The 26,394-nt window shown below is 44.1% G+C and carries 35 protein-coding genes and 2 pseudogenes; 36 read left to right on the top strand and 1 reads right to left on the bottom strand.

Annotated features, from left to right (window positions below; genetic code table 11):
• The 5 genes from JCM19037_RS27900 to JCM19037_RS23660 form a co-directional block, all read left to right on the top strand.
• The coding region (locus JCM19037_RS27900) for a hypothetical protein (protein WP_238544837.1) at positions 1 to 220 on the top strand (220 nt) is incomplete at its 5' end.
• Between the two features lie 1,093 nt (positions 221 to 1,313).
• On the top strand, positions 1,314 to 2,453 hold the full coding sequence (locus tag JCM19037_RS20245; protein WP_052364137.1) for an MBL fold metallo-hydrolase: 1,140 nt from the start codon (positions 1,314 to 1,316) through the stop codon (positions 2,451 to 2,453).
• A 6-nt stretch (positions 2,454 to 2,459) separates the two neighbouring features.
• On the top strand, positions 2,460 to 2,723 hold the full coding sequence (locus JCM19037_RS20240; protein WP_202963238.1) for a DUF3006 domain-containing protein: 264 nt from the start codon (positions 2,460 to 2,462) through the stop codon (positions 2,721 to 2,723).
• Positions 2,724 to 2,800: 77 nt separating this feature from the next.
• Positions 2,801 to 3,229 carry an alcohol dehydrogenase catalytic domain-containing protein gene (locus tag JCM19037_RS23665; RefSeq protein WP_052364136.1) on the top strand — a complete coding sequence of 143 codons (429 nt, stop codon included), beginning with the start codon at positions 2,801 to 2,803 and terminating at the stop codon, positions 3,227 to 3,229.
• A gap of 23 nt (positions 3,230 to 3,252) precedes the next feature.
• A complete protein-coding gene (locus tag JCM19037_RS23660; protein WP_193744828.1) occupies positions 3,253 to 3,717 on the top strand; it encodes a hypothetical protein in 465 nt (154 codons plus the stop codon).
• Positions 3,718 to 3,761: 44 nt separating this feature from the next.
• On the opposite strand, the gene JCM19037_RS23655 is transcribed toward JCM19037_RS23660, so the two are convergent.
• Positions 3,762 to 4,913 (bottom strand): hypothetical protein, encoded by a 1,152-nt coding sequence (locus JCM19037_RS23655; protein WP_052364134.1) that lies wholly within the window; start codon positions 4,911 to 4,913, stop codon positions 3,762 to 3,764.
• A 1,160-nt stretch (positions 4,914 to 6,073) separates the two neighbouring features.
• On the opposite strand from JCM19037_RS23655, the gene JCM19037_RS20225 reads away from it, so the two are divergent.
• The 31 genes and pseudogenes from JCM19037_RS20225 to JCM19037_RS23625 all read left to right on the top strand — a co-directional run.
• Positions 6,074 to 6,322: a hypothetical protein gene (locus JCM19037_RS20225; protein ID WP_042404155.1), complete on the top strand. Its 249-nt coding sequence runs from the start codon at positions 6,074 to 6,076 to the stop codon at positions 6,320 to 6,322.
• A 305-nt stretch (positions 6,323 to 6,627) separates the two neighbouring features.
• Entirely contained in the window at positions 6,628 to 7,152 is a 525-nt protein-coding gene (locus JCM19037_RS20220; RefSeq protein ID WP_042404154.1) for a hypothetical protein, read from the top strand.
• Positions 7,145 to 8,934 (top strand): annotated as a pseudogene (locus JCM19037_RS20215) (phage terminase large subunit family protein). The gene JCM19037_RS20220 and the pseudogene JCM19037_RS20215 overlap by 8 nt, the downstream one beginning before the upstream one ends.
• On the top strand, positions 8,934 to 9,158 hold the full coding sequence (locus JCM19037_RS20210) for a DUF6148 family protein (protein ID WP_052364133.1): 225 nt from the start codon (positions 8,934 to 8,936) through the stop codon (positions 9,156 to 9,158). The pseudogene JCM19037_RS20215 and the gene JCM19037_RS20210 overlap by 1 nt, the downstream one beginning before the upstream one ends.
• A gap of 15 nt (positions 9,159 to 9,173) precedes the next feature.
• On the top strand, positions 9,174 to 10,748 hold the full coding sequence (locus tag JCM19037_RS20205) for a phage portal protein (RefSeq protein WP_042404152.1): 1,575 nt from the start codon (positions 9,174 to 9,176) through the stop codon (positions 10,746 to 10,748).
• On the top strand, positions 10,729 to 11,808 hold the full coding sequence (locus JCM19037_RS24700) for a head maturation protease, ClpP-related (RefSeq protein ID WP_081829474.1): 1,080 nt from the start codon (positions 10,729 to 10,731) through the stop codon (positions 11,806 to 11,808). The genes JCM19037_RS20205 and JCM19037_RS24700 overlap by 20 nt, the downstream gene beginning before the upstream one ends.
• Positions 11,801 to 12,163, top strand: a complete 363-nt coding sequence (locus tag JCM19037_RS23650) for a head decoration protein (protein ID WP_052364132.1) — start codon at positions 11,801 to 11,803, stop codon at positions 12,161 to 12,163. Before JCM19037_RS24700 ends, JCM19037_RS23650 begins: the two co-directional genes overlap by 8 nt.
• A gap of 16 nt (positions 12,164 to 12,179) precedes the next feature.
• A complete protein-coding gene (locus JCM19037_RS28905) occupies positions 12,180 to 12,782 on the top strand; it encodes a major capsid protein (protein ID WP_052364131.1) in 603 nt (200 codons plus the stop codon).
• Positions 12,737 to 13,225, top strand: a complete 489-nt coding sequence (locus tag JCM19037_RS28900; RefSeq protein ID WP_193744827.1) for a major capsid protein — start codon at positions 12,737 to 12,739, stop codon at positions 13,223 to 13,225. Before JCM19037_RS28905 ends, JCM19037_RS28900 begins: the two co-directional genes overlap by 46 nt.
• 11 nt (positions 13,226 to 13,236) lie before the next feature.
• The gene (locus JCM19037_RS20185) at positions 13,237 to 13,650 is read left to right on the top strand and encodes a hypothetical protein (RefSeq protein WP_042404150.1); all 414 of its coding nucleotides are present in this window, start codon (positions 13,237 to 13,239) and stop codon (positions 13,648 to 13,650) included.
• Complete coding sequence (locus tag JCM19037_RS20180; protein WP_042404149.1) at positions 13,637 to 13,957, top strand: hypothetical protein; 321 nt, start codon at positions 13,637 to 13,639, stop codon at positions 13,955 to 13,957. The genes JCM19037_RS20185 and JCM19037_RS20180 overlap by 14 nt, the downstream gene beginning before the upstream one ends.
• Positions 13,957 to 14,151, top strand: coding sequence for a hypothetical protein (locus JCM19037_RS20175; protein WP_042404148.1), 195 nt, complete (start codon positions 13,957 to 13,959; stop codon positions 14,149 to 14,151). The genes JCM19037_RS20180 and JCM19037_RS20175 overlap by 1 nt, the downstream gene beginning before the upstream one ends.
• A 26-nt stretch (positions 14,152 to 14,177) precedes the next feature.
• Entirely contained in the window at positions 14,178 to 14,516 is a 339-nt protein-coding gene (locus tag JCM19037_RS20170; RefSeq protein WP_152549162.1) for a hypothetical protein, read from the top strand.
• A gap of 1 nt (position 14,517) precedes the next feature.
• Positions 14,518 to 15,030 (top strand): hypothetical protein, encoded by a 513-nt coding sequence (locus JCM19037_RS20165; RefSeq protein WP_042404143.1) that lies wholly within the window; start codon positions 14,518 to 14,520, stop codon positions 15,028 to 15,030.
• Positions 15,027 to 15,386, top strand: a complete 360-nt coding sequence (locus JCM19037_RS20160) for a hypothetical protein (protein WP_042404141.1) — start codon at positions 15,027 to 15,029, stop codon at positions 15,384 to 15,386. The genes JCM19037_RS20165 and JCM19037_RS20160 overlap by 4 nt, the downstream gene beginning before the upstream one ends.
• Entirely contained in the window at positions 15,386 to 16,789 is a 1,404-nt protein-coding gene (locus tag JCM19037_RS20155; RefSeq protein WP_052364129.1) for a hypothetical protein, read from the top strand. The genes JCM19037_RS20160 and JCM19037_RS20155 overlap by 1 nt, the downstream gene beginning before the upstream one ends.
• Before the next feature lie 49 nt (positions 16,790 to 16,838).
• The gene (locus tag JCM19037_RS20150; protein ID WP_042404139.1) at positions 16,839 to 17,351 is read left to right on the top strand and encodes a phage major tail tube protein; all 513 of its coding nucleotides are present in this window, start codon (positions 16,839 to 16,841) and stop codon (positions 17,349 to 17,351) included.
• 20 nt (positions 17,352 to 17,371) lie between these two features.
• A complete protein-coding gene (locus JCM19037_RS20145; RefSeq protein WP_081829472.1) occupies positions 17,372 to 17,713 on the top strand; it encodes a phage tail assembly protein in 342 nt (113 codons plus the stop codon).
• Between the two features lie 199 nt (positions 17,714 to 17,912).
• Positions 17,913 to 18,347: a hypothetical protein gene (locus tag JCM19037_RS20140; protein ID WP_042404137.1), complete on the top strand. Its 435-nt coding sequence runs from the start codon at positions 17,913 to 17,915 to the stop codon at positions 18,345 to 18,347.
• Between the two features lie 92 nt (positions 18,348 to 18,439).
• A complete protein-coding gene (locus JCM19037_RS20135; RefSeq protein ID WP_193744826.1) occupies positions 18,440 to 18,688 on the top strand; it encodes a hypothetical protein in 249 nt (82 codons plus the stop codon).
• Positions 18,583 to 19,020: a tape measure protein gene (locus JCM19037_RS24695; RefSeq protein ID WP_081829471.1), complete on the top strand. Its 438-nt coding sequence runs from the start codon at positions 18,583 to 18,585 to the stop codon at positions 19,018 to 19,020. The genes JCM19037_RS20135 and JCM19037_RS24695 overlap by 106 nt, the downstream gene beginning before the upstream one ends.
• A gap of 73 nt (positions 19,021 to 19,093) precedes the next feature.
• Entirely contained in the window at positions 19,094 to 20,788 is a 1,695-nt protein-coding gene (locus tag JCM19037_RS20125; RefSeq protein ID WP_152549161.1) for a hypothetical protein, read from the top strand.
• 8 nt (positions 20,789 to 20,796) lie between these two features.
• The gene (locus JCM19037_RS23635; RefSeq protein WP_052364128.1) at positions 20,797 to 21,510 is read left to right on the top strand and encodes a M23 family metallopeptidase; all 714 of its coding nucleotides are present in this window, start codon (positions 20,797 to 20,799) and stop codon (positions 21,508 to 21,510) included.
• A 21-nt stretch (positions 21,511 to 21,531) separates the two neighbouring features.
• Positions 21,532 to 21,744 carry a hypothetical protein gene (locus JCM19037_RS20115; protein ID WP_042404126.1) on the top strand — a complete coding sequence of 71 codons (213 nt, stop codon included), beginning with the start codon at positions 21,532 to 21,534 and terminating at the stop codon, positions 21,742 to 21,744.
• Between the two features lie 156 nt (positions 21,745 to 21,900).
• Positions 21,901 to 22,758: a phage late control D family protein gene (locus tag JCM19037_RS20110; protein WP_042404125.1), complete on the top strand. Its 858-nt coding sequence runs from the start codon at positions 21,901 to 21,903 to the stop codon at positions 22,756 to 22,758.
• A 229-nt stretch (positions 22,759 to 22,987) separates the two neighbouring features.
• Positions 22,988 to 23,404 carry a phage tail protein gene (locus tag JCM19037_RS20100; RefSeq protein WP_052364127.1) on the top strand — a complete coding sequence of 139 codons (417 nt, stop codon included), beginning with the start codon at positions 22,988 to 22,990 and terminating at the stop codon, positions 23,402 to 23,404.
• A complete protein-coding gene (locus JCM19037_RS20095; RefSeq protein ID WP_042404119.1) occupies positions 23,395 to 23,715 on the top strand; it encodes a hypothetical protein in 321 nt (106 codons plus the stop codon). The genes JCM19037_RS20100 and JCM19037_RS20095 overlap by 10 nt, the downstream gene beginning before the upstream one ends.
• Positions 23,696 to 24,478: a baseplate J/gp47 family protein gene (locus JCM19037_RS28895; RefSeq protein WP_052364126.1), complete on the top strand. Its 783-nt coding sequence runs from the start codon at positions 23,696 to 23,698 to the stop codon at positions 24,476 to 24,478. The genes JCM19037_RS20095 and JCM19037_RS28895 overlap by 20 nt, the downstream gene beginning before the upstream one ends.
• The gene (locus JCM19037_RS28890) at positions 24,430 to 24,837 is read left to right on the top strand and encodes a baseplate J/gp47 family protein (RefSeq protein ID WP_081829470.1); all 408 of its coding nucleotides are present in this window, start codon (positions 24,430 to 24,432) and stop codon (positions 24,835 to 24,837) included. Before JCM19037_RS28895 ends, JCM19037_RS28890 begins: the two co-directional genes overlap by 49 nt.
• Positions 24,830 to 25,387 carry a phage tail protein I gene (locus JCM19037_RS20085; protein ID WP_042404116.1) on the top strand — a complete coding sequence of 186 codons (558 nt, stop codon included), beginning with the start codon at positions 24,830 to 24,832 and terminating at the stop codon, positions 25,385 to 25,387. The genes JCM19037_RS28890 and JCM19037_RS20085 overlap by 8 nt, the downstream gene beginning before the upstream one ends.
• 11 nt (positions 25,388 to 25,398) lie before the next feature.
• Positions 25,399 to 26,394: pseudogene (locus JCM19037_RS23625) on the top strand (phage tail protein); the annotation flags it as partial.

The raw sequence follows: 26,394 nt of genomic DNA, 5'->3' as shown, positions 1-26,394 counted from the left end.
CGCGGTGCTGGGTGCCATTTTGCCTAGTTTAACGATTTTGGCGCTCATTCAGCTAAACTCCTGCGCAGTTTCCAACTGGAGTGCAGATTCAATGCCCATAAGTGAGCACCCTTTCAACCTGAACACGGCCGAAGCCAAATCGGACTCGGTTCGGAGCGCGGATGTGCACATGACTTTTAATCTATTCCCGAGTTTGCTCATTCTGTTCCCTAGTTTATGAGAAAATATCGCTTTTCCTGCGATTTTTCACGACTTGAGAACAGTTCGGTCACAACTCGAGCACAGTTTCCATCTTAGCAAGCTCCCCATTGGTTCTTGAAGAGATTCTTTAGTTCAACTTACATAGATCATGTCCGAAACGATCTATATAGGATGAACTTAACATTTTCCTGATTGCACAGTTTGTTGTTGCTTTCCACTTCAGGCGGATGCTTGTACTCCAGAGCATAAGTGCAACATCGGTGGCCAAAGTACGCCCACCGTGTTTTCTTTATACTCCAGAGCACAAGGCGACATCGGTTCACGTTTCTGCCTCCTGGCTAAGGTGTGTGGAAAGAAGTCCAAATGCCCTGTATATTCATTATTGTGACACTTGAGCAAGAAAAATCATGATTTTAAACGTGAATGTGCACATAAACGAAGTCAACGGTCACAAATATTGCATTTTGTGACCTTTGCATGCCGAAAGTGCACGGTTTGAGAGCTGAATGGTCACATAAGTAACAGGCCATAACATTCCTAGCGCCAGGTAGTGACCACCGTTTACGCCTTTATACCCTTTGGCAAACATTTTCTGTGGTGCTCGCAACCCTCGGAGTGACGACCAACAATCGGCAGCGAAGTTGTCGATTTATTCACATGAACCTCATGAGCTAGTAACAATCGGCACCTCCGGTGCCGAAGAAAAACCATACAGTCTTTCGTATACCTTGTGCTGATGTGATGTTGGCTTTTGTGACCGAGAGGAGTAATGGAATTTCTTATGCCGAGCGTATAGGAGATAAAATTTAATGCAGCATAACCACCTCAAGAATCAACGAATTTCTTTAGTGCATCGCATCTTTTCATCAAGTCAGTCGCACAAGACGAACGGTAGATTGTTCGGTTTTTGCGCCAGCGCACAATAAACATTTAGTGAACTTTGGCGGGATTTTTACCTTCACACAGCACCGGTGGCCTTGAAATTAGTTCTGTCGGATTTTTGATCAAACAATACGGCTGCACGTTGTCCAATTCACTCATCGCTTGTTGTTCTTTTTCGGATAAATCGCTCACCAACTCCTTATACTACAAAAAAGAAAAGGGGGTTGGATATGAAACGCACGGGATTGTATTCATGCTTTATTATACTTTTCGCACTCATAACCGCTTGTAGTATGAATGGTGAAAACAACGCCATTCCAGAAGAAGAGCTAGGAAGAATACAACATTTAGCGAACAACGATCCACAAGATGAACAAATCAAAGAAGTGGATGAATTGCCAGACCTTTTGGCACATTTTATCGATGCGGGTCAAGGAGAGGCGGTACTGTTGGAAACTGAAGAATTCAATATTCTTATTGATGCTGGTCGTCATGATGATACAGCTGTCATCGATTTTCTACATGATCGGGATATTGAAGAGCTTGATTTGTTTATCGGTTCCAATGTTCATGACGACCATATCGGCCAGCTTCCAGAGATTCTAGAGGAATTAATCGTACACGAAGTATGGATGAACGGAGATGCTGAGACAACTGAAACGTTTGAACGAGCACTTGACGCAATTCAATCGTCTGGTGCGGTGTATCATGAACCAAAAGCAGGAGACAGCACATTGCTTGAAAGAGGGCAGTTAAGCGTGTTGCATCCAGAACAACTTGGCGAGCATAAAAGTAACAACTCCCTCGTCGTAAAGTTTAACTATGGTGATGTGAGCATGCTGTTTACTGGCGATCTAGATGAAGACGCAGAAGGTGAGCTTGTATCACGAGAGATGGACCTATCTTCACACATTCTAAAAGTCGCCGATCACGGATCAAATCGTTCAAGCTCAGAAAGCTTTCTCCAAGAAGTACAGCCGGAAATAGCCATCTATTCAGCAGGTGAGGGAAATTCGCATGGTCATCCCCATGAAGAAGCACTACAACGCCTCACAGCTACAGGAGCTGATGTGTACGGAACGGACACCGATGGGGTTGTGACAGTTTATACAAATGGCCGGGACTACGTCGTGCGTACCGGGGACGGTGCGAAAGGACCCGAATCTCTTTGTGAAGCTGGTCAAGTCGCAGTAAACAATGCAAACGCCAAAGAACTTCAAGAGATCTCGCACATCGGACCGGAGCGTGCCGAGCAAATGATAGATTTGCGGCCGTTTTCATCATATAATGATCTTATGCAAATCGAAGGTATTGGAGAGCGACGATTAGAACAAATCGAATCAGAAAACAGTGTATGCTTTATTGAATAGGAGGCAATGATGCAAACCGTTCAAGCAGTAATTGACCGCATTGAAGACAAAACAAATGCTGTGTTACTCGTAGGCAAAGACGAGATAGAAAGAATTGTTCCTGTACAATCTCTTCCTGACGGTGTGAAAGAAGGGGAATGGCTTCAACTTACGATTGATGACAATCAAGTCACACACATTCAGCAAGACCGCGAGGAAACAGAACGAAGAGAATCCCGAATCAAAAATAAAATGCAACAGCTTCAACAAAAGAAAGGGAACCGTTTCTAACTTGGAGAGCTAAACCATTAGCAAACGAAAAGAAGCAGGTAACAGCCTGCTTCTTTTTTCAAAAATGGGGGTTCGGAATGTTCGCACAAAGTGAATTGCAGTTAATAGATAAACAAACATTACAATGGAAAACGGAATTGATACAGAAACCTAAACACGATGAAGTGCTCGTCCAAACGTTGGCATCAAGCATTAGCATTGGGGCAGAACTGTCTGCTTACTTTGGTGCTGTGAACACATACCCAATACAAACAGGTTATGAAAACGTCGCAGAAGTGGTTCAAATAGGTAACGAGGTTAACGCGGTACGGCCAGGAGACCGAGTTGTTGCCTTTTACGGACACAAGAATATCGAGCTATGCAAAGAGAACCAAGTCATCCCGCTGCCTGATCATGTGAACGAGAGAGCCGCAATACTCGCCATACTCAGTTGCGATGCAGCAAAGGGGGTCAGAAAACTGGCGCCGCGCGAGAAGATCGTGTCGTTATTTCAGGCATGGGCGTAATCGGGCTTTGGACGGTCTATTATTTGAAACTATTTTACGGTGTGAGGAACGTGGATGTAATCGAGCCAAACGCAGATCGAATGCAACTCGCCAAAACATTCGGAGCAAAAGAACATGTCGATGAAGGTTCTCATAAGCTCGACGGTTGTTACGATTACGGTCTTGAGTGTTCAACTTCCAATCGCGCATTTGGCCAATTGCAACGGTTAGTGCGCACTAACGGAAGCATTTGTTTGCTATCTGATGGAAATAGTGACCGATTTGAGTTAACCGATGATTACTTTCGCAAAGAACTTACGCTCTTTCGTTCGAGTGATGGTTGGAATTATCGTGAACACTTCGAATGGTTTTTCAGACAAGTTAGCGGCACACCTTACGTTTATGAGCTATTTGAGCAAACCATTGAACAATCTGAACTGATTGAATGTTTTCACCTACTAGCCGAACGGAAAGTTCGCCCCTTAAAAGTTTTCATTCAGTATCGCTAAAAATAGGGAGACCGCATCAACAACGTTTGCGGTCTCCCTATTTTTTAGTCAATATCAATACGCCAATTTCCGTCAGCAAGAACCTCAAACGCATAAACATCATCATCATTAAACATGAACGTTTGGGTCCCTTCATAATGTCCAATTTCATTAACGAGTAAATTTTGACCGTTCAATCGTACGACGAAGTTGCTATCCCCGCTATGGGTGAAGGAAAGTCGTTTATTACCGCTACTCATATCCACAAAGACGACGGAGTCTCCGGTTCCTTCAATCGAGTCATCTTCGTTAGTGACTTCTTCTGGAATCGTTTGCGTAACGGAAGCTTCCCAACTGCCATCCGCTTTAACTTCCAAATAAAAATCATCAGTTTGAGGAATAACAGCAAACGTTTCTCCGTCATAATTGCCAATCTCATTCACTAAAAGATCTTGGCCACCATATTCATCTTTTAAATACAAAGCAAAATTGCTTGACCCTTGATGTGTTGCATCGATAACCGCAAACCCAGCATTCAGACTAAATGAATCAGTGGCGGAATCACCACTTCCGCTCAATTCAACAGGGTGAGAGCGAACAAAGGTTTCTTCAAAACGGATTTCACCGAAATCATCAATATGATCATGATCGATGTACTCACCTTCAAAACCGTACTTCTCCGTAATATCTTCAGTTTGAGCAAACGGATAATACCCTAAGACAGCGTGAACTTCCCCGTCATGAAAGCTAGAAATATCTACTTTAGCATTGAATTCCCCGTCATTTACTTCAATCTCTTCCTCAATATAGTCATCCATGTGATCTAAATTGCTAATCGTATATGTAACAGTAACGCCATCTTCAAAGTTTGTATCACCAGATATGTTTATCGCGTCTTCGGTCGAATCAAAGTTTATACTTGCGTCTAACTCAACAGAGTGGACTTCAGACTCAGACTCAGACTCTTCTACCTCATCAACCTCCTCTTCTTCAGCAGGCTCTTCATCTGCACGAGCGACGTCTTCCGACGAATCGTTAGGTAATAAAACCCCCATCATCACAAAAGATAAAACCATCGCACCAAAAGAACCAGCACTTGCAATCATCGTCCGCTTAAAATATTCGCGCTTCGTAAAAAAGAGAATAAAAGCAACCACCAATAGACCGAAAGAAGCAAATGCTGCAAAAAAAGCAAATAACCCAAACAAAATTGCCATCAAATTCCTCCAAATACTAAAGTAATGATTATATATTACTACAATATCGGAAACAATTATATAATATAGAAGAAAAAGGCAAATATATTTTTCAGGAAAAGTATTTGATCTAGCTAGACGTAGATTGCGCAAATGTAGATATAAAAACATCAAAAAGGATCGAACCTAAAGGAACGACCCTGTTGTAAGTATATGAAATGGTGTCCCGTACTGGGCTCGAACCAGTGACCTCCACCCTGTCAATACATTGATACAAACAATCCGAGACATTCATTAACATTCAATAACTAGCTATAAGCCTTAGTTTATGGGGGATATTAAGAATAACCGAAGAATCATGCACTCAACAACTTTCTATAACTGTCTACACATTCATGTCAAAATTCATGTCACTTTTCATTTCAAACCAATATTACATATTTAATGATAAAAAGTTAAGTTTATTTTACTTTTGTTTTGTGATTCATTACGAATTATACGTGTTAAATTTATATCATCGGACAACATCAGAAGAAGCAGATGCGCTGTTCGGTGTTGACCCCCTTCACTTTGAGGGCTGCACAAGTGGCTCTCATTTTTTTGCTATCTCACATATTTTAATAAAGCACGCCAGCCTGCACAGGATATCTTGTCCATGGGATATCTCCTCCTATGTTGTGACCTCAGCATCTAAGGGATGGATCGAGGCGGCCGCATTCGCCGTAACAAGAATGCAATCATCGAAGCGCATGCTCTGAAAACCAGGGGCAGCGCTTCTTTAATTTACGCTCAAAAACATAGGGAACGAACGTTTGCATCAGGAATGGAGCTTGTACGAGGCTCGTGCTTAGCCGCGGTAGTAGCTTGTAAGGGGACTTGTAAGGGCTAGGTATTCGCTCAAATCCTTATATATCAACTGATACATCAATTTATATAACACAGCTTGTCACAGAGCTTGTAAGGGGACTTGTAAGGGATCATGTAGGTTGCCATGTATATATTCAATAATGTAGTAAGAATGTAAAGAATAATAATACCTCGCAAATTGCATTTGCTTGGTGTGCTTTTAAATCTTTCGATAAAGAGAGACAAGACCCTGATACTCATTCTTAACAGATACACATAAATAGAGCCTACCAACATAACAGCAACAAAAACCAAAAGAGATGGGGAGAGATCAAATGACAATTGAGATAGGAGCATCGTTCATCACAATAGCACTCTGGCTAATACTGTCAGCAATAGCTTACACGGAGGCTAGGAGACTGAGGAAACAGAGAGAGGCATACAAGCAGAGGATCGAGAAGCTGGACTCCCTCATCAAGAAGCATGAGTGGTACTTCAAGGCAGTAAAGCAAAGAGCCAAGCTAGATATCAAACGAGCCATAGATAATATCTCAAAGCAAGAACGAAATAATAAGCTCATGTGAGTGTTTTTAGAACAATAATGAATATTTAGTCACGTGATATATAAAAACATCGTGAGCGGACGATCAGACCCCTTCACGTTGATTTGAGACTAATAAGCATAGTAGGAATTTGCAAACTTTCGTCGAAAAGGATTAAAGAAGATGAATTGTTTCTGAATGAAAGACAATTAAATTTTGTGAAAACCAAAAACAATTTGGGTCCTTCTGAGAGCATGAAAAATTAGCGGGTGCGTGCGAGCCAGAAGTCGTCCAGTTTTTGATAATAAATTTTTAGTGTTTCCTACCCTAAGCCGGAGGTGAAATGTGTGGCATCGAAGACAACAAAGGATCTTGATGGAGTGGTTGTGAACACTAAGGTGCTCGCATCCATTTTTAGTTTAACAGATCGTAGGATACGCCAGTTAGCCGAGGAAGAAACGATAAGTAAAGTTGGTCCAGGTCGTTACGATCTTCATGATTCCGTTAAAAAATACATTGCATTCTTACGAAATAACGAAGCGGTTACCAACGAGGATCAAATTAGGAAATCAAACATCGAAGACGAAAAACTAAAAAAAGCCATTGCCGATCGTAAGCTGTCGGAGATTGCGTTGGCTCAAAAAGAGCAAAAAGTTCATTCGTCAGAAGATGTTAAGACGGTTATGAACAGAATGCTTGGTGGTTTCCGTGCTCGCCTTTTGTCCATTCCGACGAAAACCGCACCCAAAATCTTGGGGCGTGGAACGATCGCAGAGGTAGAAGCAATATTGCGCGATGATCTTCATCATGCTCTTCATGAGATATCTGATTATGACCATAAAACCTTTAGCCAGGTGACAGCTGATGAATAAAACACAAAAGCTTTTTACGCAGATTGCAACCATCATGGCACCGCCGCCGGAATTGACTGTGAGCGAATGGGCTGACAATTATCGATTTCTTTCGGCTGAGTCATCGGCCGAGCCTGGTAAATGGAATACTGATCGCGCACCTTATCAGCGTGAAATCATGAACGCCGTTAACGATCCCGAGACTGAGACAATAGCGGTCATGACCAGTAGCCAGGTTGGTAAAACCGAAATTATAAATAACATCATCGGTTACTATGTAGCTTACGATCCTGCTCCAATGTTACTTGTGCAGCCGACAGAAGCAATGGCACAAGCTTACTCAAAAGACCGGCTGGCACCTATGATCAGAGACACACCGGTTCTAACTGACAAAATATCTGAGGTTAAGGCCAAAGACAGCAGTAATACTCAAAGCCATAAAAAGTTTCCGGGTGGTCATATCTCACTTGTGGGAGCAAACGCTCCATCGAGCTTGGCATCACGCCCAATCCGCATCTTACTAGCGGATGAAGTTGACCGGTTTCCGGTGTCTGCAGGTAATGAGGGTGATCCTTTATCATTGGCAGCTAAACGGACGAAAACCTTCTGGAATAAAAAGAAAATCTATGTTTCAACGCCAACTGTCAAAGAGGCAAGTCGAATAGAATCGGAATACCAGGACAGCACTCAAGAGCAGTGGTGTCTTTCTTGCCCTTCTTGCGGCTATTTCCAGCCTTTGAGGTGGGCTCAGATTAGGTTTGAAGATGTGACCATGGAATGCAAGTACTGTAAAGAAAATCATACGGAAATCGAATGGAAAGATCGACCGGGTGAATGGATCGCCGGCGCTGATCACAATGGCAAGCGTGGTTTTCATTTGAACGCCTTAGCCAGCCCGTGGGAAACATGGGGAAACATCATCAGTGATTTTAAAGATGCAAAGGCGCGCGGGAAAGACGTGCTCAAAACATGGGTCAATACGTCACTCGGTGAGTCATGGGAAGACGATACGCCGGATGTTGAAGAAGAGATGCTTATGAAGCGTCGTGAACGATACCATGCTGAGCTGCCAAAAGGTGTCTTATTGCTCACTGCAGCTGTCGATGTGCAAGACGATCGTTTAGAGGTCGAAGTCGTGGGTTGGGGAGCAGGCAAAGAGTCCTGGGGCATCACATATCAGCAGTTTTATGGCGAGCAGATCAAGAAGCCCTGTGGAATCAGTTAGATGGGCTGTTGACCAAAGAATTCAGTTTTGAAAATGGCATGAAACTCGGAATATCTTGCACATGCATTGACAGCGGAGGGCACTTTACCTCTCAAGTCTATGCCTTTTGTAAGCCGAGACAGTATAGACGCGTCTTTGCAATCAAAGGTAAAGGTGGCATGGGAGTCCCGTTCATTGCCAAACCGACGCGCAACAACGTTTATAAAGCTGCTCTTTTCACACTCGGTGTTGATAGCGGGAAAGAAACGGTGATAAATCGGCTTAAAGTCGATCATGAAGGCAGTCCGGGTTATTGTCACTTCCCGGTCAATGAAGAAACCGGATACGACGCGTCTTATTTTGAAGGCATTACTGCTGAAAAGCGTGTCGTTAAATATTATAAAGGTCGGCCGAAAGTAGAGTGGCAGAAAAAGAGTAGCGTACCCAATGAGCCTCTTGATTTACGCAACTATGCAACGGCCGCACTTGAGATATTAAATCCGGACTTAGAAAAAATGAAAGAAAACGATCAGAGCGGCGCCGTCTTCAAACAAACGAGAAAACGGGGTCGCCGTCGTATGTCTAAAGGGGTGAGATGATGAGCCAAGGACTGACGCTAGATCGAGCAAAAGATCACTTGAATGTCTGGCTGGAAGCTGAACGCAAGGTTGCAACTGGACAAGAATATCGGATCGGAAGTCGGATGCTTAAAAGAGCAGATCTGAAAGATATTAGGGATTCCATTCAATATTGGCGAAGGGAAGTGAACCGCCTTTCTGGTCGAAGAAATAGAGTTTATAGAATGGTTCCTCGTGATTTTTAAAGGAGGGAGTGAAACATGAATTGGATGGACAAGCAGATTGCTAAAGTATCGCCGCAAAGGGCGTTGAAGCGCTCTGTCGCTCGTAAGCAATTAGAGATCATGAACAATTATGGCGATCACGGTGCTAGTGAAAAGAAGAAGAGTATGATTGGCTGGCGTAGTCATTCAGGATCCGTGCTCGAGGATGTCGAGTACAACATTCCGAAACTCAGAGAGCGAAGCCGTGATCTATATATGGGCGCTCCACTGGCGAACGGTGCGCTGAAGACCATACGCACAAACACCATTGGCCAAGGGCTCAAGCTTAATCCTCAAATTGATCACGAGTATCTGGGGATGTCTGTGGATGAAGCCGAAGAGTGGAAGATCAAAACTCAGCGTGAATTTGCATTATGGGCTGACACACCGCACTGTGACGCTCAGCGCATGAATAACTTTGAAGAGCTTCAACAGCTGGCGTTTTTATCCTGGTTAATGTCTGGAGACTCGTTTGCATTACTGCCAACTATGAGCCGCCCTAACATGCCTTATGATTTGCGCATCAGAATCATCGAAGCTGACCGTGTTTCATCACCGAATGGCGAGCAGCTACATGACACCAAGATTGTGAACGGCGTTGAGGTAGGTCGCAATGGCGAAGTGCTCGCTTATCACATCGCGCAAGAACATCCGGGATCTATGCATGCAATGGCAGATCAAAGGTGGGTGCGCGTCCGAAAGTATGGCTATGCCACTGGACGACCTAACATCATTCATCTGATGGAATCTGAGCGCCCGGAGCAGCGTCGTGGAGTGCCAATCCTGGCACCGGTAATAGAGTCATTAAAGCAAATATCAAGGTACACAGAGGCAGAATTAATGGCTGCTGTTGTTAGTGGTATGTACACCGTATTTATTAAATCAACTTCAACAGAAGACAATGCACTGATGGGAAATGCCTTCGAAGGCGATGAGGTAGATGAAGCAGATCCAAACTCCTTAGAGCTGGGCAATGGATCAATTGTTGCCCTTGAAGAAGGCGAAGAAATCCAAGAGTCAAACCCAAACCGTCCGAACACAGCGTTTGACGGTTTTGTTATGTCTATCACTCGTCAAGTTGGAGCGTCATTAGAGTTGCCATATGAACTTTTGATAAAGCACTTTACATCATCATACTCTGCTTCTCGGGGCGCATTGTTAGAGGCTTGGAAAATGTTCAGGATGCGCCGTTCGTGGATGGCAGCTGATTTTTGCCAGCCGATTTATGAAGAGTGGTTGGCTGAGGCGGTTGCAAAAGGTCGGATTTATGCCCCTGGCTTCTTTGATAATCCACTCGCTCGTAAGTCTTTTTCAAAGGCTGAATGGAACGGACCTTCTCAAGGTCAGCTTGATCCACTGAAAGAGGTAAATGCAGCTGAAAAACGTGTCGAAAATGGATTTTCTACTCGTGCTCGTGAGACTGTTGAACTCACTGGTGGGGACTTTAAACGCAATCACCAGCAACGTGTCCAGGAAGAAGAGATGAGACGTCGTGACGACATTATCCCTCGTCCGTCTCGCGACAACACACTTTATAGAGAGGAGGAAAACGATGAAGAAGATCAAGATTAATGGCGTAATTATTCCTAGTGAAGATCAATGGATTTACGACTTATTTGGAATCGAAGCGACAAGCCCAGCAAAAGTCGAGAACGCTCTCGACGAGTTGAAGCCTGGTGAAAGTGTTGAGGCTTGGATTAATTCTGGTGGCGGTCAAGTATATGCTGGTTCTGAAATTTACACACTTCTTATGTCGCATTCAGGAAAAGTAACAAATGTCATTTCAGGTATGGCCGCTAGTGCTGCATCTGTAATTGCAATGGCTGGTTATACAAAGATGTCACCAACTAGTCAGTTAATGATCCATAACGCTTCAACGATTGGTTCAGGTGATCACCGAGACATGACCGATATTTCTAAGATGCTCAAAACAACAGATCGTTCAATTGCTAGTGCTTACATGAAAAAAAGTTCACTTTCACAAGAAGAAGTGTTGGCAATGATGGCAAAGGAAAGCTTCTTCACGGCTGAGGAAGCAAAGGACAAAGGATTGATTGATGAAATTATGTTTGAAGAAAGCGTACAAGCTGTAGCGAGCGCAAGTAATGATCAGATGCTACCAAAAGAAGTTATTGATTCTATGAGGCAGTTTAAATCAAAAGACTTGCCAATCACTAACTTCGTAGAACCAAGTACAGTAGTCTTAAACGAGAATGAAACTATCATTCCATTAAATCAAGGAGATGATGAAAAGTTGGAAACAATTGAGGAGCTAAAAGCGAAGCACCCAGACCTCTATAATCAAGTGTTTGCTGCAGGTGAAAAATCTGAGAATGAACGCATTAAAAATATTGAAGAACTAGCTGTTAATGGCAGCGAGAAATTGGTGATTAAAGCCAAGTTTGAAGAGCGTATCAGCGCCCAAGATCTTGCTATGCAGATCATTCAAAATCAGAAGAAGTTGGGTGCAGATTATCTTCAAAACCGCGAAAAGGAAGCGAAGGAACTTGAAGGTGTTGGTTCATCTAACGCACCAGAGGCACCTGGGAATGAAGCCCAAGAATTCGAAAACATGCAGAATGTAATGAAGAATGCAGCGCAATCCGTTCGGGAGGTAGAAAATAATGAGTAATCCACTTGTAAATAATCTAGGAAGCTTTGAATACACGGATCTTATTTCCGGTGGTCGTCATGATGGCACCACCGAAGCAGTAACGCTTGCATCTGGAGAGGTATATCAGCGAGGTACAGTGATCGCTCTTAACGATGGCAAGGGGGTAAAGCTTAATCCATCAAATGAGGATGCGAAACCATACGGCATTGTTGCTGAGGACGTTGATGCCTCAGACGACGACGCTCCAGGAGTTTTGTACATGAATGGAACATTTAATCCGGACGCGCTTATTTTCGGCGGCAACGGATCCGCAGAGCAATACAAAGAAGCGCTTAGAGATATCGACATCTTTTTAAAATCGGTGCAAGGATAAGGGAGGACATACAAAAATGACAAATATTAGCTACTATGACCCAAGACTACTTTTGACAACAATTGAAAACTTACCACCAACGCACACCTTCTTGCGTGATACTTTCTTCGGGGGCGCGGCTCGAACATTTTTCACCGAGAAAGTAGATGTTGAGTACCGTAAAGGTCGTCGGAAGATGGCACCATTTGTGCATCCTAAGCTTGGTGGAAAGGCAATGTCCCGTGAAGGTTATAAAGTGCAGACTTTTGCACCTGCATCCGTAAAACCAAAAATGGTGTTGGATGTTGAAGACTTGATGGTCAAAGGATTTGGCGAAAACATCTATTCAAACCGTAAACCAAGCGAGCGAGCTGCAGAAATCATTGCTCGTGACATGGCGACTATGAATGATTCCATCGTCAGACGTGAAGAATGGATGGCTGCTCAGATCTTAACTACTGGACGTGTAGATATTATCGGAGAGGGAATTGATTCATTCTTAGATTTTGATTTTGATAATAAAAAGACATTGAGCGGTACTAGCCTATGGAATCATGAAACTCAGATGTTTTACGTGATATTCGGCAATGGCGCTTGTCCATTATTCAAAAGTCCGGCATTACTCCAAATATGCTTTTAGTATCTGAGGATGTTGCGGAAGCATTGTTGCGTAACGAAAAACTACTGAAACTTCTGGATAACCGACGGGTTCAGCTTGGACAACTAAACGTGCAAGAGCTCCCGAATGGAGTCACTTATCATGGGGATTTATCAGCTGTGGGTGTAGGTATCTATTCATACAATGAATGGTATGTTGACGATGAATCTGATGGCGATGGAGAAAAGCCAATGATTCCAGAAAAGACAGCTATTCTCGCTTCCACAAATCAACAATCTAGCATCCTTTATGGTGGAGTAACACTAGCAAATCCTGAAACAGGAAGATTTACGACTTACGAAGGGGCACGCATTCCCGATACTTGGATTAATAAAGATCCTGACGTTCGATTTATGCAGATTCATTCAAAACCACTACCTGTTCCGCATGAAGTGGATAGCTGGTTAGTAGCTAAGGTTTTGTGAGGTGAGAATCCATGATCAAAGTTACAGGTGTCGTTTTACATGACCATGTTTACTACCGTCCAGGGGATACGATTAAAGAAATAACTGAGGAACAGGCAGATCGGCTGGAAAGACTTGACGTTGGACAAATAATTGAGGCACCTTCGCCGCCAGAAACCGACCCTGAACCAGAACCAGAGCCACCGGATGAGACCGATGAGAATGAAGAAACCGAACTGCCTGATGATGGTGATGGGGAAGAGGACGATCCTACCGATGAAGAACAGATTGAAACGCTCTCGTCATCGTTTAATGCAGATGAACTAAAAGACGCCGCTTCTGTGTCCGGTGTTGGCTACGACAAGTACATCTCGAAAAAGGATTTAGTCCAGAAGATTGTAGATGAGGGCAAGGCTGAGGAAGTGTTGCAGTATGCAGACGCCTAAACTTCGTGATTACTTCAAACCCGACTTTGGTACTTTTATAGATACAGACGAGTTTGGCGTATCAGTAAAAATCGATGGAGAAATTACGACCGTTGTCATTGACGAAGACACTTATAGTGAGCGAAATCAAGGCAATGACACAGAAGGTCTTTCGACGAAAGGTCTTATTTTTTATGTCTCTGAGGATGACTATCCTTACCACATAAAAATCGGTCAATCCATGACATTTGATGGCAGCATGTACGAGGTCAGTGATGTACAGCTTAATGAGGGGATGTACACGGTTACGCTGGAGGTGCCTCGATAATGGTAAGGTGGACAGTAGAAGCGGATCGCAAGACGTTCGATGATGTGGAGAGACGGCTTGGGAATCTCCAAAAAAGAGCCCCTGCAGTCATGGCAGATGCAGCTAACAGAGCCGCCACAACGATTAACAGCGAAATCAAAAAAGAGCTTCGCAAGGTGTATATCATCAAGCTGGCGATATTCAAAGCACATTAAACCGATCCAGAGCCAATAAAAGCAATATGTCTGCAGAGGTTATTTCAAAAGGGCCAGTGCTTGGATTGGATAAATTCAAAGTTCTTCCTCGCCAACCTAAGCCAACCAGAAAAGCGCCGACGAAGGTAGCTGTCAAAAAGGATGGTATCTCTGCAATTAAAGGTTTTGTGGCTGATATAAATGGTCCAAAGGTTTTTACTCGGGACACCAGTAAGCGGCTCCCTATTCGTCGTTTGTTTGGACCGTCTGTACCTCAGATGATCGACAATGAAAAGATTCAACCGGTGGTCGAGAAGAAGGCACAAGAAACCTATGAGAAGCGACAAGAACATCAGATTAATCGCATATTGGAGAGGGGGCGGTGATGTGATCCCAACTGATTTGCAGGACCATCTCATTGAGCGTTTTCGAAGAGAAATGGTTGGTTTGCAGTTAAATAGCACGCAAGATAATGAGCGCACAGCTGAAATTAAGGTGTTTCCCCAGCATTTGCCGCGTCCGGAAAAGCAAAAGAGGTCATCGGAACTTAGTCCTGAGCAATTTGAGGCTAATCAACAGTTTCCATCTATCACTGTCCGTCTCCACTACGGCGGCGGGAGAGATCCACATGATTTTAAAACTGCAAGAGTCAATTTTATTGTTGGCGTATACGACGCAGAGGATAATCATCAAGGATACCGGGACGCAATGACAATCGCAAAACGCATTGAAGAGAGCTTGGTCAAATCTCCGATAGTAGATGATCTTTATACTTGTAGTCCAGAAATTGAATGGGCTTATTATGATGAGGAAGTCCAACCATTCTTTTTTCTCGGACTTGAGACAGATTGGCAAATTCCAGAATACATTCGCGACGACGAAGTGGAGGCAATGATATGAGTAAAAAAGCGAAAGAACCATTGAAAGAACAAGAAGTGAAAGCTCCTGAGATTAAAGCTCCTGAGATTAAATCGCCGGCACCGGTGCAAGAGCAAAAGACTCGAGTGAATAAAACCACCGGGTCCTTTATTTATGCCGGACCAACTTTAAAAAGGATTCAAGCGAACTCCTTATTTCGCGGGGAACCACCGGAATTTGTAAAAGAGGTGTTTGATAAAAACTCTGCCGCAAATGCTCTTTTTGTGCCTGTAGCAAAGCTGGGAGAGTTGCAGAAAAAGTTGTCCGTAAAAGGCAGCCGTGAACAGCAATTATTTAAAAAGGCTTCAGAATTGGACGTAAAAGGGAGTGAAAAATAATGGCTTATCAACATGGTATTACGGTAGAACATGCACCGTTCTCAATTCCTATGGCTCAACAATCTGAGTCAGTCGTACAGGTTGCTTTCGGGACTGCACCAATCAATTTAGCTGAAAATCCGTCAGCGGTTGTTAATGAACCTGTATTGATCACAAACTTCAACCAAGCAAGACGGGTGCTAGGATACTCTGGAGACTATGAAAAGTTTTCACTGTGCCAAGTTATGGATGCAAGCCTTAAACACATTGGTGTAGGTCCAGTTGTGTTTGTAAACGTGTTAGATCCTAACGAGCATAAAACATCAGATAACGGATCCGTAGAAATTAGAGATGGTGAGGGTGTCATTGATAAAGAAGGAATCTTGCTAGATTCTGTTTCACTATCAACTGGAAATGGTGAGGATCGACAAGAGTTTACTAAAGGCGAGGATTACTTTTTATCATTTAACGATGTAGGTCATGTCGTTGTAGGTGCCTTAAACGGATCGATGAACGGTGAAGTACGAGCATCATATGACAAGCTCGATCCATCCAAAGTCACTATTGATGATATTATCGGAGGGTATGAATCAGATACCGATCGTTACACAGGAATTGAAACCGTTTCGCTCGTTTTCTCAAAACTTAGCGTTGTTCCAGGTACATTAATTGCGCCTAACTACTCTCACAAACAAGAGGTTGGTCATGTTTTAGAAGCCAAGTCTAAGAAGATCAATGGTGCTTTTAATGCTGACGTTATCCTTGATATTGAAGGCAATACAGAAGAAGAAGCTAAGGCGAACAAAGAAGAAAATGGATACACCTCGGGTGTCAGTGCAGTTGTTTGGCCAAAGGTTAAAATTCAAGGAAAAACCTTCTTCTTTAGCGCCGTGATGGCTGCACGAATGGCAAAACTTGATGCAGACAATGACGATGTTCCTTACAAATCTCCATCTAATCAGCGCATTCCAATTGAGTCTGCTGTTAACGATGATGGTAGAGAAATATTCATTGATCAAGTTCGTGGCAACCGTCTAAATGAAAAAGGAATAGTTACTGCCGTCAACTTCCAAGGTTGGAGAATTTGGGGCAATATCACAGCGGCCTTTGATTCAGAATTAGAGGAGATTGACATCAAGGATCGATTCATCTCTTCGAGAAGAATGTTCAACTGGTGGGGAAACACCTTCATTCTTAATTATTTCAACAAGGTTGACAACCCACTAAATTTCAGACTTATTGAGTCATTCGTTGATGCAGAGAATATTCGTGCTAACGGATTCCAAGCTGCAGGACAGATCGCTGGAGCGTCTACAGATTTTAATCGTGAAGACAATCCTAATGATCAAATCCTTGGCGGGAAAATTAAATTTGTTCAGAAGATCGGGTTTTTCAGCCTGCTGAACACATTCACAACACCATAGAATTTGATCCGAATTCTGTCGTGGATAACCTATTCGGGGGTGAACAATAATGAGAAATTTGCCTACAAAGATTGCCAGCTATAAGGCTTATAACAATGATGAAGAGTTACTTGGTACTGTAGAAGTTACTCTTCCTAGTGTAGAGAGTCCGACCGAGACGATGTCTGGAGCGGGAATTGCGGGAGAATTCGAAGCTCCCACCCCTGGTTTCACTTCAGCAATGCAAACTGAAGTTTCATTTCGTACGGTTACAAAACAAAACTTTTCATTGGCAACAAATGCCGATAACACTCTTGTGTTAAGAGCTGCAAAAGGGAGCTACGATGAAGCTCAAGGTAGAATAAAACATCGAAAACTCAAGATTACTATTCGGTATTTGCCTACAACTATTGAACTTGGAAGTTTATCTTCTGGGGGCACAATGGACGGCTCCAATACCCTAGAGACTCTCTACATCAAGATCGAAGAAGAGGGCGAAGTGCTTGCTGAAATTGACAAAATCAACATGATTTACATGATTAATGGAGTAGACTATCTTGCGGAGATTAGAGACGCACTATAAAAAGTGAAGGGTGATTATAAATGACGGAAACGAAAAGTAAAAAAACAAAGCAAGAGGAGAATGTTGTGAAGATGGAGGATAAAAAGAACGTTCGGGAACTGTCTAGACCAGTTCAATTTGAAGGGAAAGAGTATAAAACTTTGACCGTGGACTTTGAAAAGTTGACTGGCGCTGACTTGGAAGATGCGATCGCAGAGGTACAGGCTGGCGGTCACATGGTGATGGTAGCTGAGACTGATAAAACGTATCTCGGGGCAGTTGTTGCAAAAGCTGCAGGAGTAAATAGTGATTTTATGCGTTATACAGCAGCACGGGATTACATGCGACTAACTGCCGAGGCTCGTGATTTTTTGAGCTTCTAGGGTTTGGAAAAACAAGTCATAGTTTTATCACAGCGTTTGATGAGACGCTTATAAACATGATTGAACTCTCAAGAGTCACCAAAACACCTGCTCCTTTTTGGATGGAAAAACCATTAAAAAGATTGAACTTATGGATGAAAGCCAAAAATGAATATACCAAAAGAGCAAACAAAGAATCCAATAATAATCAGCAGGGGAGGTGAACGGGATTAGTCGAAGAAAAGAATACGAATTAGCATTCAAAGTGGGCGCTCGTCTGAATCGTAATTTCAGGAGCGCCTTTCGTGATGCCCAAAGGCAGTTTGGTACCATTCAGCAGTCCACAACCCGCATGGGGCGTAACGCAGACGCTACCAGCCGTCAGTATCAAAACATGGGAAGGACGGTCACGAGGACTCGCGCTGAGCACCAGCGGGCTATGAGAGAAATGCAGCGTAATCAGACCATGTTCGGCCGAGCAGTTAACGTTGCTGGTAGATCATTTACATTTATGCGTAGCAACATGCAACAAGGGTTTCAGTCGTTAATTCGTGGCGGCCAGCGTTTTCAACAAGGCATGCAAGTTCATTCACTCGAGTCACATCATCATTTAATGAGATGGGTGGCGGCATATCCAGGGGCGTTGGACGTTTAATCGTCGCGCCTTTTAATAATGCCATTGGAGCCGTACAGGGTTTTGCTGGCGCTATGGGGTTATTATCAGCCGGGGCACTGGCTTCATCAGGTATGGGACGTCTTTCGGCCATTGAAAATGCAGGTGTGTCGCTCGAAGTAATGATGGGCGATGCACAAAGGGCACAAGGGTTTTTGGATGATGTGCTGGCTTTTGCTCGGACGACCCCGTTCGCTTTCCCAGATTTAGCTGAGACATCCAGAAACCTAGTCGCTTTTGGTATGGACGAAGCAAACGTCATACCAACCATGCAGCAATCGGTGATGCAGCTGCCGCAAGTGGTAAAGGTACGCAAGGGTTAAGTCAAATCGGAGAAGCATTTGGCGCCATACAGGTTGCCGGCCGTCTTTCTTTGTCCGAGATCAACCGACTACAATCTAACGGTGTGCCGGCACTAACAATTTTGGCCAATGAGGCTGGAGTTGCAGCTGATACCATGCGAGATCAAATCTCAAGTGGTGCAATTACAGCTGATAAAGCCATCGCCACCCTTGTTAAGGGTATGCAAGATGGGACAAGCGGGGTAGCCGGGCAGACGGCCGCAATGGCTGGAATTATGGAAAAAACCCGTGATACTTGGACAGGTACGATGGACCAGTTTAAGTCGGGTATCTCGTACACAATGCTGACTTAATTGCGCCGTTCAAAGAGTCAATTCAAGATGCTCTCCTGGGATTCGCTGATGCTTTTGGCAAGCTCCCTGGCTTATGGAATCATTAGGTGAGGCAGTGAAACCCCTAAGAAGCCCATTTAATTTCCTAGTTGCATCTTTCTCTTTGTTAGTGAGTAGCGGTATTGCACCTTTATTTCAAAGGTTGTTTAATTCGGTATCTCCTTTTGGTTCGTCGGGACTCATTGAAAACCTCGGTAATGCAATGCGGGATTTAGGTAGCTTCATGAATACCACCGTTACACCAATGTTGCGTATGGCTCAAGAATCAGACAAATTAGTGCCTATTATGTATAGTTTACTTGGGGCATTAGGATCTTACGCGATAGTTGTCAATTCAGCTCGTTTGGCCACTGTTTTGTTCACAGCTGCTAATAAAGCATTGGGTGTGGCTATGCTAAAGAACCCGTTGATGTGGATCGTGTTGTTGTTGGGTGCTGTTGTCGGCGCTGTATACCATGCATATCAAAATTTCGAGTGGTTCCGCGAGGGTCTTCAAAACTTCTTTGAACGAGTTAAGGGTTGGTTCAGCGACTTAGGAGTTTTTGATTTTTTCCTTGGCATATTTCAACAGATTAAAGATTTCTGGGCATCCGATGGCCAGCAGATTATTCATGCGATCCAGAACTTCGGTCAAGTATTACTTAATATAGCTAATTTTGTAATGCCTGTCCTTAAATTTGTGGTCGAGTTTGTATGGACTGCAATCCAAGGCATTATCCAGGGTGCTGTCAGAGTGATTATGGGTATAATCCGAGTCTTTACAGGTCTTTTCACAGGCGATTTTTCGAAAATGTGGGAAGGCGTAAAAGACATCTTCTTCGGAGCAGTCCAGTTTGTATGGAACCTCATATCCATCACTCTAGTTGGTCGAGTTGTCAGCATAATTAGATCACTGGTTATGCTTTTGCCTAGATTGTTTCGTAATCTGTGGAAGTGGGCTCAGGACATTTTCTTCCGGGGTGTTGAATGGGTTATCCGCACAATGCTCCGTTTTGTCACAGGGATCCGTACTCAAGCAGGTAAAGCTCGAACTGCAATTACAAACATGGCAACTCGTATGTGGGATGCAGTCAGAACGCGTTTTGATAATATTGTCCAGGGCGCACGTGAGCTTCCTGGTAAAATTGGTCGTGGAATTCGCGCGATGGCTGGTCGTGCCTTGTCCGGCATCAAAAGCCTTGGCCGCAGTATGGGTCGAGGAATCGCAAACGTAATCAATGGAGTGACCGGCGGCGTAAACTGGGTGCTTGGCAAAATAGGCGTGAGTCTAACTATTCCAGAGTGGAAACCTGACTTTTATGCCAAAGGTACACCGAGAGGTGGTCACGGTGGAGGTCCAGCAGTTGTAGGTGATGGTGGTGGCTCTGAGCTAATTGCTACACCAAACGGACGCATGTTCTTGAGTCCAGCAAAAGACACACTTGTTAACCTGCCAAAAGGTACGCAAGTTATGGATCACCGTAAGACTGCATCTCTCTTAAATAACAGCTATCCAGCGTATGCTCAAGGAACAGAAAACCAGAGCTTCTTCGGTCGTATCGGCAGTGGCTTGAAAAACGCTGCAGGTTGGGTTGGAGATAGAATGGGTGATGTATTTTCCCTCGTCTCCGGCGGTGCGACTGCGGTTGTAAATAAGATCATAGATACTGCCGGCATTGTGCTACCAAGTGTCTCAAACTTTGCATCCGGAATGACGTTGGTGCCTTTACAACTGTTAAGGACAACGTGATTTCATTTATGCGAGACAAGATCTCATCCTTTATGGAATCATCGAGCGGACAAGGTGGCAGTGGGTTCCCTGGATTTAGAAGAACATCTGGTTACGGTTGGCGTGTCCATCCGGTTTATGGTACTAGACGTTTTCATGGTGGCGTAGACTTTGCGGCTCCTATGGGTACTCCTATCCCGTCACAATCAGCTGGTCGTGTCTCCTTTAGCGGTTGGTCCGGTGGATTTGGTAACTTGGTTCGTGTTTTGAGTGGAGCCGTTGAACACTACTATGCCCACAACATGAGGAACCTCGTACGCCCTGGTCAATCTGTAAGTAAGGGTCAGACAGTCGCTCTCGTCGGGTCCACAGGCGTTTCTACAGGTCCGCACGTCCATTACGAGCAACGTGTTAATGGACAGCGTGTGAAACCGCCAGGATACGCTACAGGCAGTAGTGTGGTTGGCAACGGTCACTATGCAATTGTTGGAGAGCAAGGTCCAGAGCTTATGTGGCTCGGACGCGGCAATCAGGTACACTCTAATTCTGACAGCAAGCGTATTGCCAACGGCTCCTATAGTCCTCATGGTTCATCCGTTAAAGATGGGTTAAAGATCATTTTTGCTCCAAAGATATCTATGCCTGGTGGTTCAGGAGAAAATGAAATTCAAGGCGCTCTCCGGATGTCATTTAAAGAGTTTGAGCGCATGCTGGATCGGTATTTTGCAAATAAAAACGCCTAGGGTTTTAATAAGGAGGAAGCGATGTACAGGACTATTTCGGGCGACACATTTGATTTAATCGCACACAAAACACTCGGTGATGACAAGTTGGCGGGTGTAATAATTGAACAAAATATTGAACATGTGGAAACGCTAATTTTTACCGCCGGCGTTTATTTAAAAATCCCAGATCTGCCTGATGTTGATCTTTCAACATCGCTCCCTCCGTGGAAGCTAGGTGACGCAAGTGACTAATGTTAAGGCTCGCAGATCATCAGTCGATGTAGCTTACTCTGGGATTGATATTAGTAAAGATGTTAAAGACGATCTGCTTGATTTTTCATATTCTGATAACCTTTCAGGCAGTCGGATAGCATAGCTATCTCGTTAAAAGATGAAAAACAGAAATGGATGGGTGATTGGTTTCCCGATAAAGGGGATGTTGTTGAACCAGTTATCCGGACTGAGAATTGGCGTTATGAAGACGACCGGCAGAAGCTTCCGTGCGGCCGTTTCTTTATCGATGAGCCAGAAGTAAGTGGTCGTCCTAGGACAATGACCATCAATGCTGTTTCTGCCCCTCTTAATGCCAATTTTACAGAATCGCAGAATAGCAAGGCTTGGAAAAATATCAATCTTAAATCCATAGCGCAAGACATTGCCAAGAGAGCAGGATTACAGCTGCAGTGGATCGGTAGTAATAACCCTAGGTATGAGAGCGAGGAACAGACGGATGAGTCTGATTCCTCTTTTTTGTCTAAGCTAACAGAGGATGCAGGGCTAGGGTTGAAGATTACTGACCGTAAGATAGTGATCTTTGATGAGAGAGAGTTCGAGCGCAAACCATCAATTATGACACTGCATGAGGACGGCGGTCAGATCATCAGTTACGACTTTAAAACTCAGCTTGCCGGCACTGCATACCAAGGAGTAGAGGTCTCGTATTATGATTCTGTCGCAAAGCGAAATATTAAGTTTTTATATGCGCCTGGAGAACTTGGAGAAGATCCCAAAATCAAGAAATATACCAGTAAAGTACGGACGGATCATGATGCTAGGCGACTGGCTCAAGTAAGGTACCACCAACTCAACAAAATGGAGACGACAGGAACATTTAATCTTATGGGCAACACGGAGATTGTGTCAGGTGTTTGTATTGAGGTTCGGGGATTTGCTCGCTTTAACGGTAAATACATTGTCACAAAAGCCGATCATTCTCTCGGATCTGGATACACAACAAATATCGATATTAGGAAGGTGCTGAGCTGATGAAAGATGATGGTAAACATGCTCTGCAGTTGGTTCGGCAGCTAGTCCGGGTTGGCGTTGTAAATAGCCGTACTGGCGGGGTGCATGTTAGGTTTCCGGATCGAGACAACATGATATGCGGTCCATTACAGGTGTGTAGAGATGTAACATCACCAGCTGTAGGAGACACTGTTTTATGCATATTTAGCGGTGTATCGCTGTCTGATGGTTTTATTGTGGGGGTGCTGTAGTGGCAGAATTTGCAGTCTTTGGAGATATTACTTTCGAAGTTAGAGATAATCGTATATATACATTCATGGACATGCAACGTAGCACCAGCAGTCGCTGGGCTTCCCATGATGTAATTGGCAAAAAACCATACACAGAGTATATAGGTCCTGGTCTTGATACTCTGTCATTTAGAGTTTTTTTAACAGGGATGTATGGAACAAAACCCAGAGAAGAACTGGATTTATGGCTTAGAAAAGCAAGATCAGGACGGGCTGAAACGTTTGTCGTTGGTGAGCGCCGTCTAGGAGTAGATAAGTGGATTGTTCAAGATGTAAACACTGACTGGTTGCATGTTTTGAATGGTGGCCAAGTGTTATCTGGTTCGGTTGATATAACACTAGAGGAGTTTGTGGAGGTGGATCGTCCGTGGTGGTAGAGGTGGATGTGCAAAATGTCGATGTCTTACTTAATGATGAGACCAATGAGGAAATTTTATCTCAAAATTTAAAGATGCTTTTTACAACTCCTCTTGGCAGCGTGCCACTGGATCGCGACTATGGAATTAATATGGATGTCGTCGATGCACCTCTGCCAATTGCTAGGGGTCGTTTAATCGTTGAATACGAAGATAAGATCAGGCGGTTTTATCCTCAGTTGCGAATAAAAGAAGTTACCTTCACAGGGAATGCCCATACTGGATTGCTTATACCAAAGGTGGTGATCACTAATGCCGATGAGTTTGAATGATTTGCCTGAAATTCAGTTTGCTTCAACAGATATCAATGAGATTTTGAATGAGAAAATTGCAAACTATGAACAGGTGCATTTCCAAGAAACAGGAGTACGAAAGCGTCTGTATCCTGGTGATCCCATGCGTATTTTTATATATTCAGAAGCATTGAGAGAACTACAGCTTCGGCATTTAATCAATGATACTGCCAAGAAGAACCTACTGGCATACGCAAGGGACGAAAACCTTGATCATGTTGGTGCATTACTTCAAACATCAAGGCACTCAGCAGACTATGCTGTTGTATCTGTACGGTTTGTTTTAAGTGATGTTCAGCCGGTCTCAATAACAATCCCGGAGGGCACAAGGGTAACTCCTGGTGGAGACATTTTCTTCGAGCTGACAGAACCTATAGAGGTACCAGCAGGGCAAGGGTCGATTATCCTTACTATGATCTGTACACAGCCCGGTACAGCCGGAAACGGTTTTACTCCGGGTCAGATTGATACGATAGTCGATCCCTTGCCGCATATTGATGAGGTCATAAATACGGAAACGAGCCAGGGCGGAATTGACAGAGAGAGTGACGCAGATTTTAGGGAACGTTTAATCACAGCTCCGGGCGGGTTTAGTGTGGCAGGTCCTGAAAACGCGTATATCCATCTCACAAAGTCGTTTAGCGCAAGTATTTTAGACGTGCATGCTTCGACTCCCGACCTGGTGAGGTCGATATTCGCGTTTTACTCCAAGACGGCGATATTCCTTCATCAGCATTTTTAAATGAGGTGCTGGAACATTTAAACGGACGTGAACGGCGACCACTCACTGATCTTGTATCTGTATCCGCACCTGAGCAAGTAGAGTATGAGTTGTCCGTTAAGTATTTTATCAACATGGAAAACATAACAAACGAGGATGCCATCAGAGAGCGGATTGAGACGGCTATACAACGTTTTTCAGTTTGGCAAAGGTCTAAGATTGGTAGAGACATAAACCCGTCAGAATTGCACCTCATGTGCCGACAGGCGGGCGCTAAACGCATTGAGATTATTTCACCAGAATTTAAAGAAATCGGTGAACAGGAAATTGCGGTTGCTGTAAACATTGAAACGGAATACGGGGGTCTTGAGCGTGAGTAGAAGCTTGAATAACACCTCAGTAATTAACTTGTTGCCGGTCAATTTAAGACAAGATGCCGATATGATTGCAGCTGCTTCCTCGTTGGATCTTGGCTTTTTTGAGCTTGTAGAAAACTCGAAAAAACTTGCAATGATACCCAACATAAATGAGCAAGATCATGACGTACTGGACCACTTAGCCTTCACGTTTTCGGTGGATGCCTACGAAAGATCGATGGGTTTAGAAACCAAGCGGGAGCTTATCAGTGATGCGGTGTTTTTGCATCAAACAAGGGGTACACCCGCAGCGGTGGAACGATTAATCACGACGCTCTTTAATGATGGGCGGGTCGAAGAATGGTGGGAGTATGGCGGTGAGCCCTACATGTTTCGGGTCATCACCAATAACCCATCAGCAAACCAAGAAAGAGCGCTGGAATTCATTCGGGCTGTTAATGCGGTTAAGAATATGCGCTCTCATCTGGAGACTGTAATCCTGGAGCAGATGGAGCGCATGAGCCTTTACTGGGCGGGATTTGTCCACCAAGGCGATAAAATTTTGATTAGGTAAGGAGTGATAACATGGCTTTTGGCGGTCTTGTATTGACCAACCGCGGGCGCACGCTTCAGGCGAAGGCGCAGACTGGGACTGAGTTAAAATACACTCGTATTGGTATTGGGGACGGCAATTTAGGTAGTGGATCTATCCTCGATTTAAACCGTCTGATCAACCGGATTAAATATCTGGACATTACTAAGATTCAACGCCGATCCGGTGGGCGTGCGATCATTGGTGGAGTTCTTTCAAACCAAGAGTTGGAGCAGGGATTTTATTTTAGAGAGATAGGGGTATTTGCTGAGGACCCGGACAATGGCGAGATTCTTTATTGCTATGCCAACGCAAGGGAATTAGCAGAGTATATACCATCTGCTGGTGGTCCTGATGTCATCGAAAAAGCAATTGATGTACAGACGACGGTTGGCAACGCTCAGAATGTTACAGCAGTCATTGATGAGTCGCTTATTCTTGTTTCTAAAAACGAATTGGATGAGCAAAGAGTATACCTTGAGCAATACACTCAGGATGAAATCGAAAAGATACCAACACCAACAAGCGAAGCGGTAAACATGCTCGAACTGGACTTTGCATCAGCTTCAGAGCCACCATCCGTTTATCCTTATGGGATTACAACATTTAGGACGTGGAACCCGGAATCAGGCTGGCCGACACAGCACGGATTAGTCACGACTAACTATCAACAGGACAACGCCTACGCCTATCAGACGTTTTTGAGCACGGACAGCGACGCAGTATTTATGTACCGCAATTGGGCTAGTGACCGTCAAGAGTGGCGTGAGTGGAGGCGTATGGCGGACGGGGAGTCACTTGATGAGCACGTCGCCAACGCCGCCATCCATCACACCCACAACAATAAGATATACCTCGATCAACTCAACGAGGACACCGACGGCAACCTCATATACAAAGGTGAGCGTATCGGCAAGAAAACGACCGTAGACGCTCTTTACCGTGACGTGGCTCTGCTCAATTTACAGCAGGAAATGAACGACCGTGTG

It is taken from the genome of Geomicrobium sp. JCM 19037 (assembly GCF_000698105.1).
Lineage (GTDB): Bacteria > Bacillota > Bacilli > Bacillales > Marinococcaceae > Geomicrobium_A.
Note: the sequence above shows the minus strand (reverse complement) of the source record. Positions and strands in the feature narration are given on the sequence as shown.

Excerpts from the sequence above, each read along its gene's own strand:
- JCM19037_RS20135 (WP_193744826.1), top strand. The coding sequence starts at position 18,440 with ATGGGACGTCTTTCGGCCATTGAAAATGCAGGTGTGTCGCTCGAAGTA.
- JCM19037_RS20160 (WP_042404141.1), top strand. The coding sequence starts at position 15,027 with ATGAGTAAAAAAGCGAAAGAACCATTGAAAGAACAAGAAGTGAAAGCT.
- JCM19037_RS20210 (WP_052364133.1), top strand. The coding sequence starts at position 8,934 with ATGAGCCAAGGACTGACGCTAGATCGAGCAAAAGATCACTTGAATGTC.
- JCM19037_RS23655 (WP_052364134.1), bottom strand. The coding sequence starts at position 4,913 with ATGGCAATTTTGTTTGGGTTATTTGCTTTTTTTGCAGCATTTGCTTCT.
- JCM19037_RS20205 (WP_042404152.1), top strand. The coding sequence starts at position 9,174 with ATGAATTGGATGGACAAGCAGATTGCTAAAGTATCGCCGCAAAGGGCG.
- JCM19037_RS23665 (WP_052364136.1), top strand. The coding sequence starts at position 2,801 with ATGTTCGCACAAAGTGAATTGCAGTTAATAGATAAACAAACATTACAA.
- JCM19037_RS20185 (WP_042404150.1), top strand. The coding sequence starts at position 13,237 with ATGATCAAAGTTACAGGTGTCGTTTTACATGACCATGTTTACTACCGT.
- JCM19037_RS20175 (WP_042404148.1), top strand. The coding sequence starts at position 13,957 with ATGGTAAGGTGGACAGTAGAAGCGGATCGCAAGACGTTCGATGATGTG.
- JCM19037_RS28895 (WP_052364126.1), top strand. The coding sequence starts at position 23,696 with ATGCCGATGAGTTTGAATGATTTGCCTGAAATTCAGTTTGCTTCAACA.
- JCM19037_RS20245 (WP_052364137.1), top strand. The coding sequence starts at position 1,314 with ATGAAACGCACGGGATTGTATTCATGCTTTATTATACTTTTCGCACTC.
- JCM19037_RS20155 (WP_052364129.1), top strand. The coding sequence starts at position 15,386 with ATGGCTTATCAACATGGTATTACGGTAGAACATGCACCGTTCTCAATT.
- JCM19037_RS23650 (WP_052364132.1), top strand. The coding sequence starts at position 11,801 with ATGAGTAATCCACTTGTAAATAATCTAGGAAGCTTTGAATACACGGAT.
- JCM19037_RS20150 (WP_042404139.1), top strand. The coding sequence starts at position 16,839 with ATGAGAAATTTGCCTACAAAGATTGCCAGCTATAAGGCTTATAACAAT.
- JCM19037_RS24700 (WP_081829474.1), top strand. The coding sequence starts at position 10,729 with ATGAAGAAGATCAAGATTAATGGCGTAATTATTCCTAGTGAAGATCAA.
- JCM19037_RS20180 (WP_042404149.1), top strand. The coding sequence starts at position 13,637 with ATGCAGACGCCTAAACTTCGTGATTACTTCAAACCCGACTTTGGTACT.
- JCM19037_RS20170 (WP_152549162.1), top strand. The coding sequence starts at position 14,178 with ATGTCTGCAGAGGTTATTTCAAAAGGGCCAGTGCTTGGATTGGATAAA.
- JCM19037_RS20110 (WP_042404125.1), top strand. The coding sequence starts at position 21,901 with ATGGGTGATTGGTTTCCCGATAAAGGGGATGTTGTTGAACCAGTTATC.
- JCM19037_RS28905 (WP_052364131.1), top strand. The coding sequence starts at position 12,180 with ATGACAAATATTAGCTACTATGACCCAAGACTACTTTTGACAACAATT.
- JCM19037_RS20145 (WP_081829472.1), top strand. The coding sequence starts at position 17,372 with ATGACGGAAACGAAAAGTAAAAAAACAAAGCAAGAGGAGAATGTTGTG.
- JCM19037_RS20115 (WP_042404126.1), top strand. The coding sequence starts at position 21,532 with ATGTACAGGACTATTTCGGGCGACACATTTGATTTAATCGCACACAAA.
- JCM19037_RS20125 (WP_152549161.1), top strand. The coding sequence starts at position 19,094 with ATGGAATCATTAGGTGAGGCAGTGAAACCCCTAAGAAGCCCATTTAAT.
- JCM19037_RS20240 (WP_202963238.1), top strand. The coding sequence starts at position 2,460 with ATGATGCAAACCGTTCAAGCAGTAATTGACCGCATTGAAGACAAAACA.
- JCM19037_RS20225 (WP_042404155.1), top strand. The coding sequence starts at position 6,074 with ATGACAATTGAGATAGGAGCATCGTTCATCACAATAGCACTCTGGCTA.
- JCM19037_RS23635 (WP_052364128.1), top strand. The coding sequence starts at position 20,797 with ATGCGAGACAAGATCTCATCCTTTATGGAATCATCGAGCGGACAAGGT.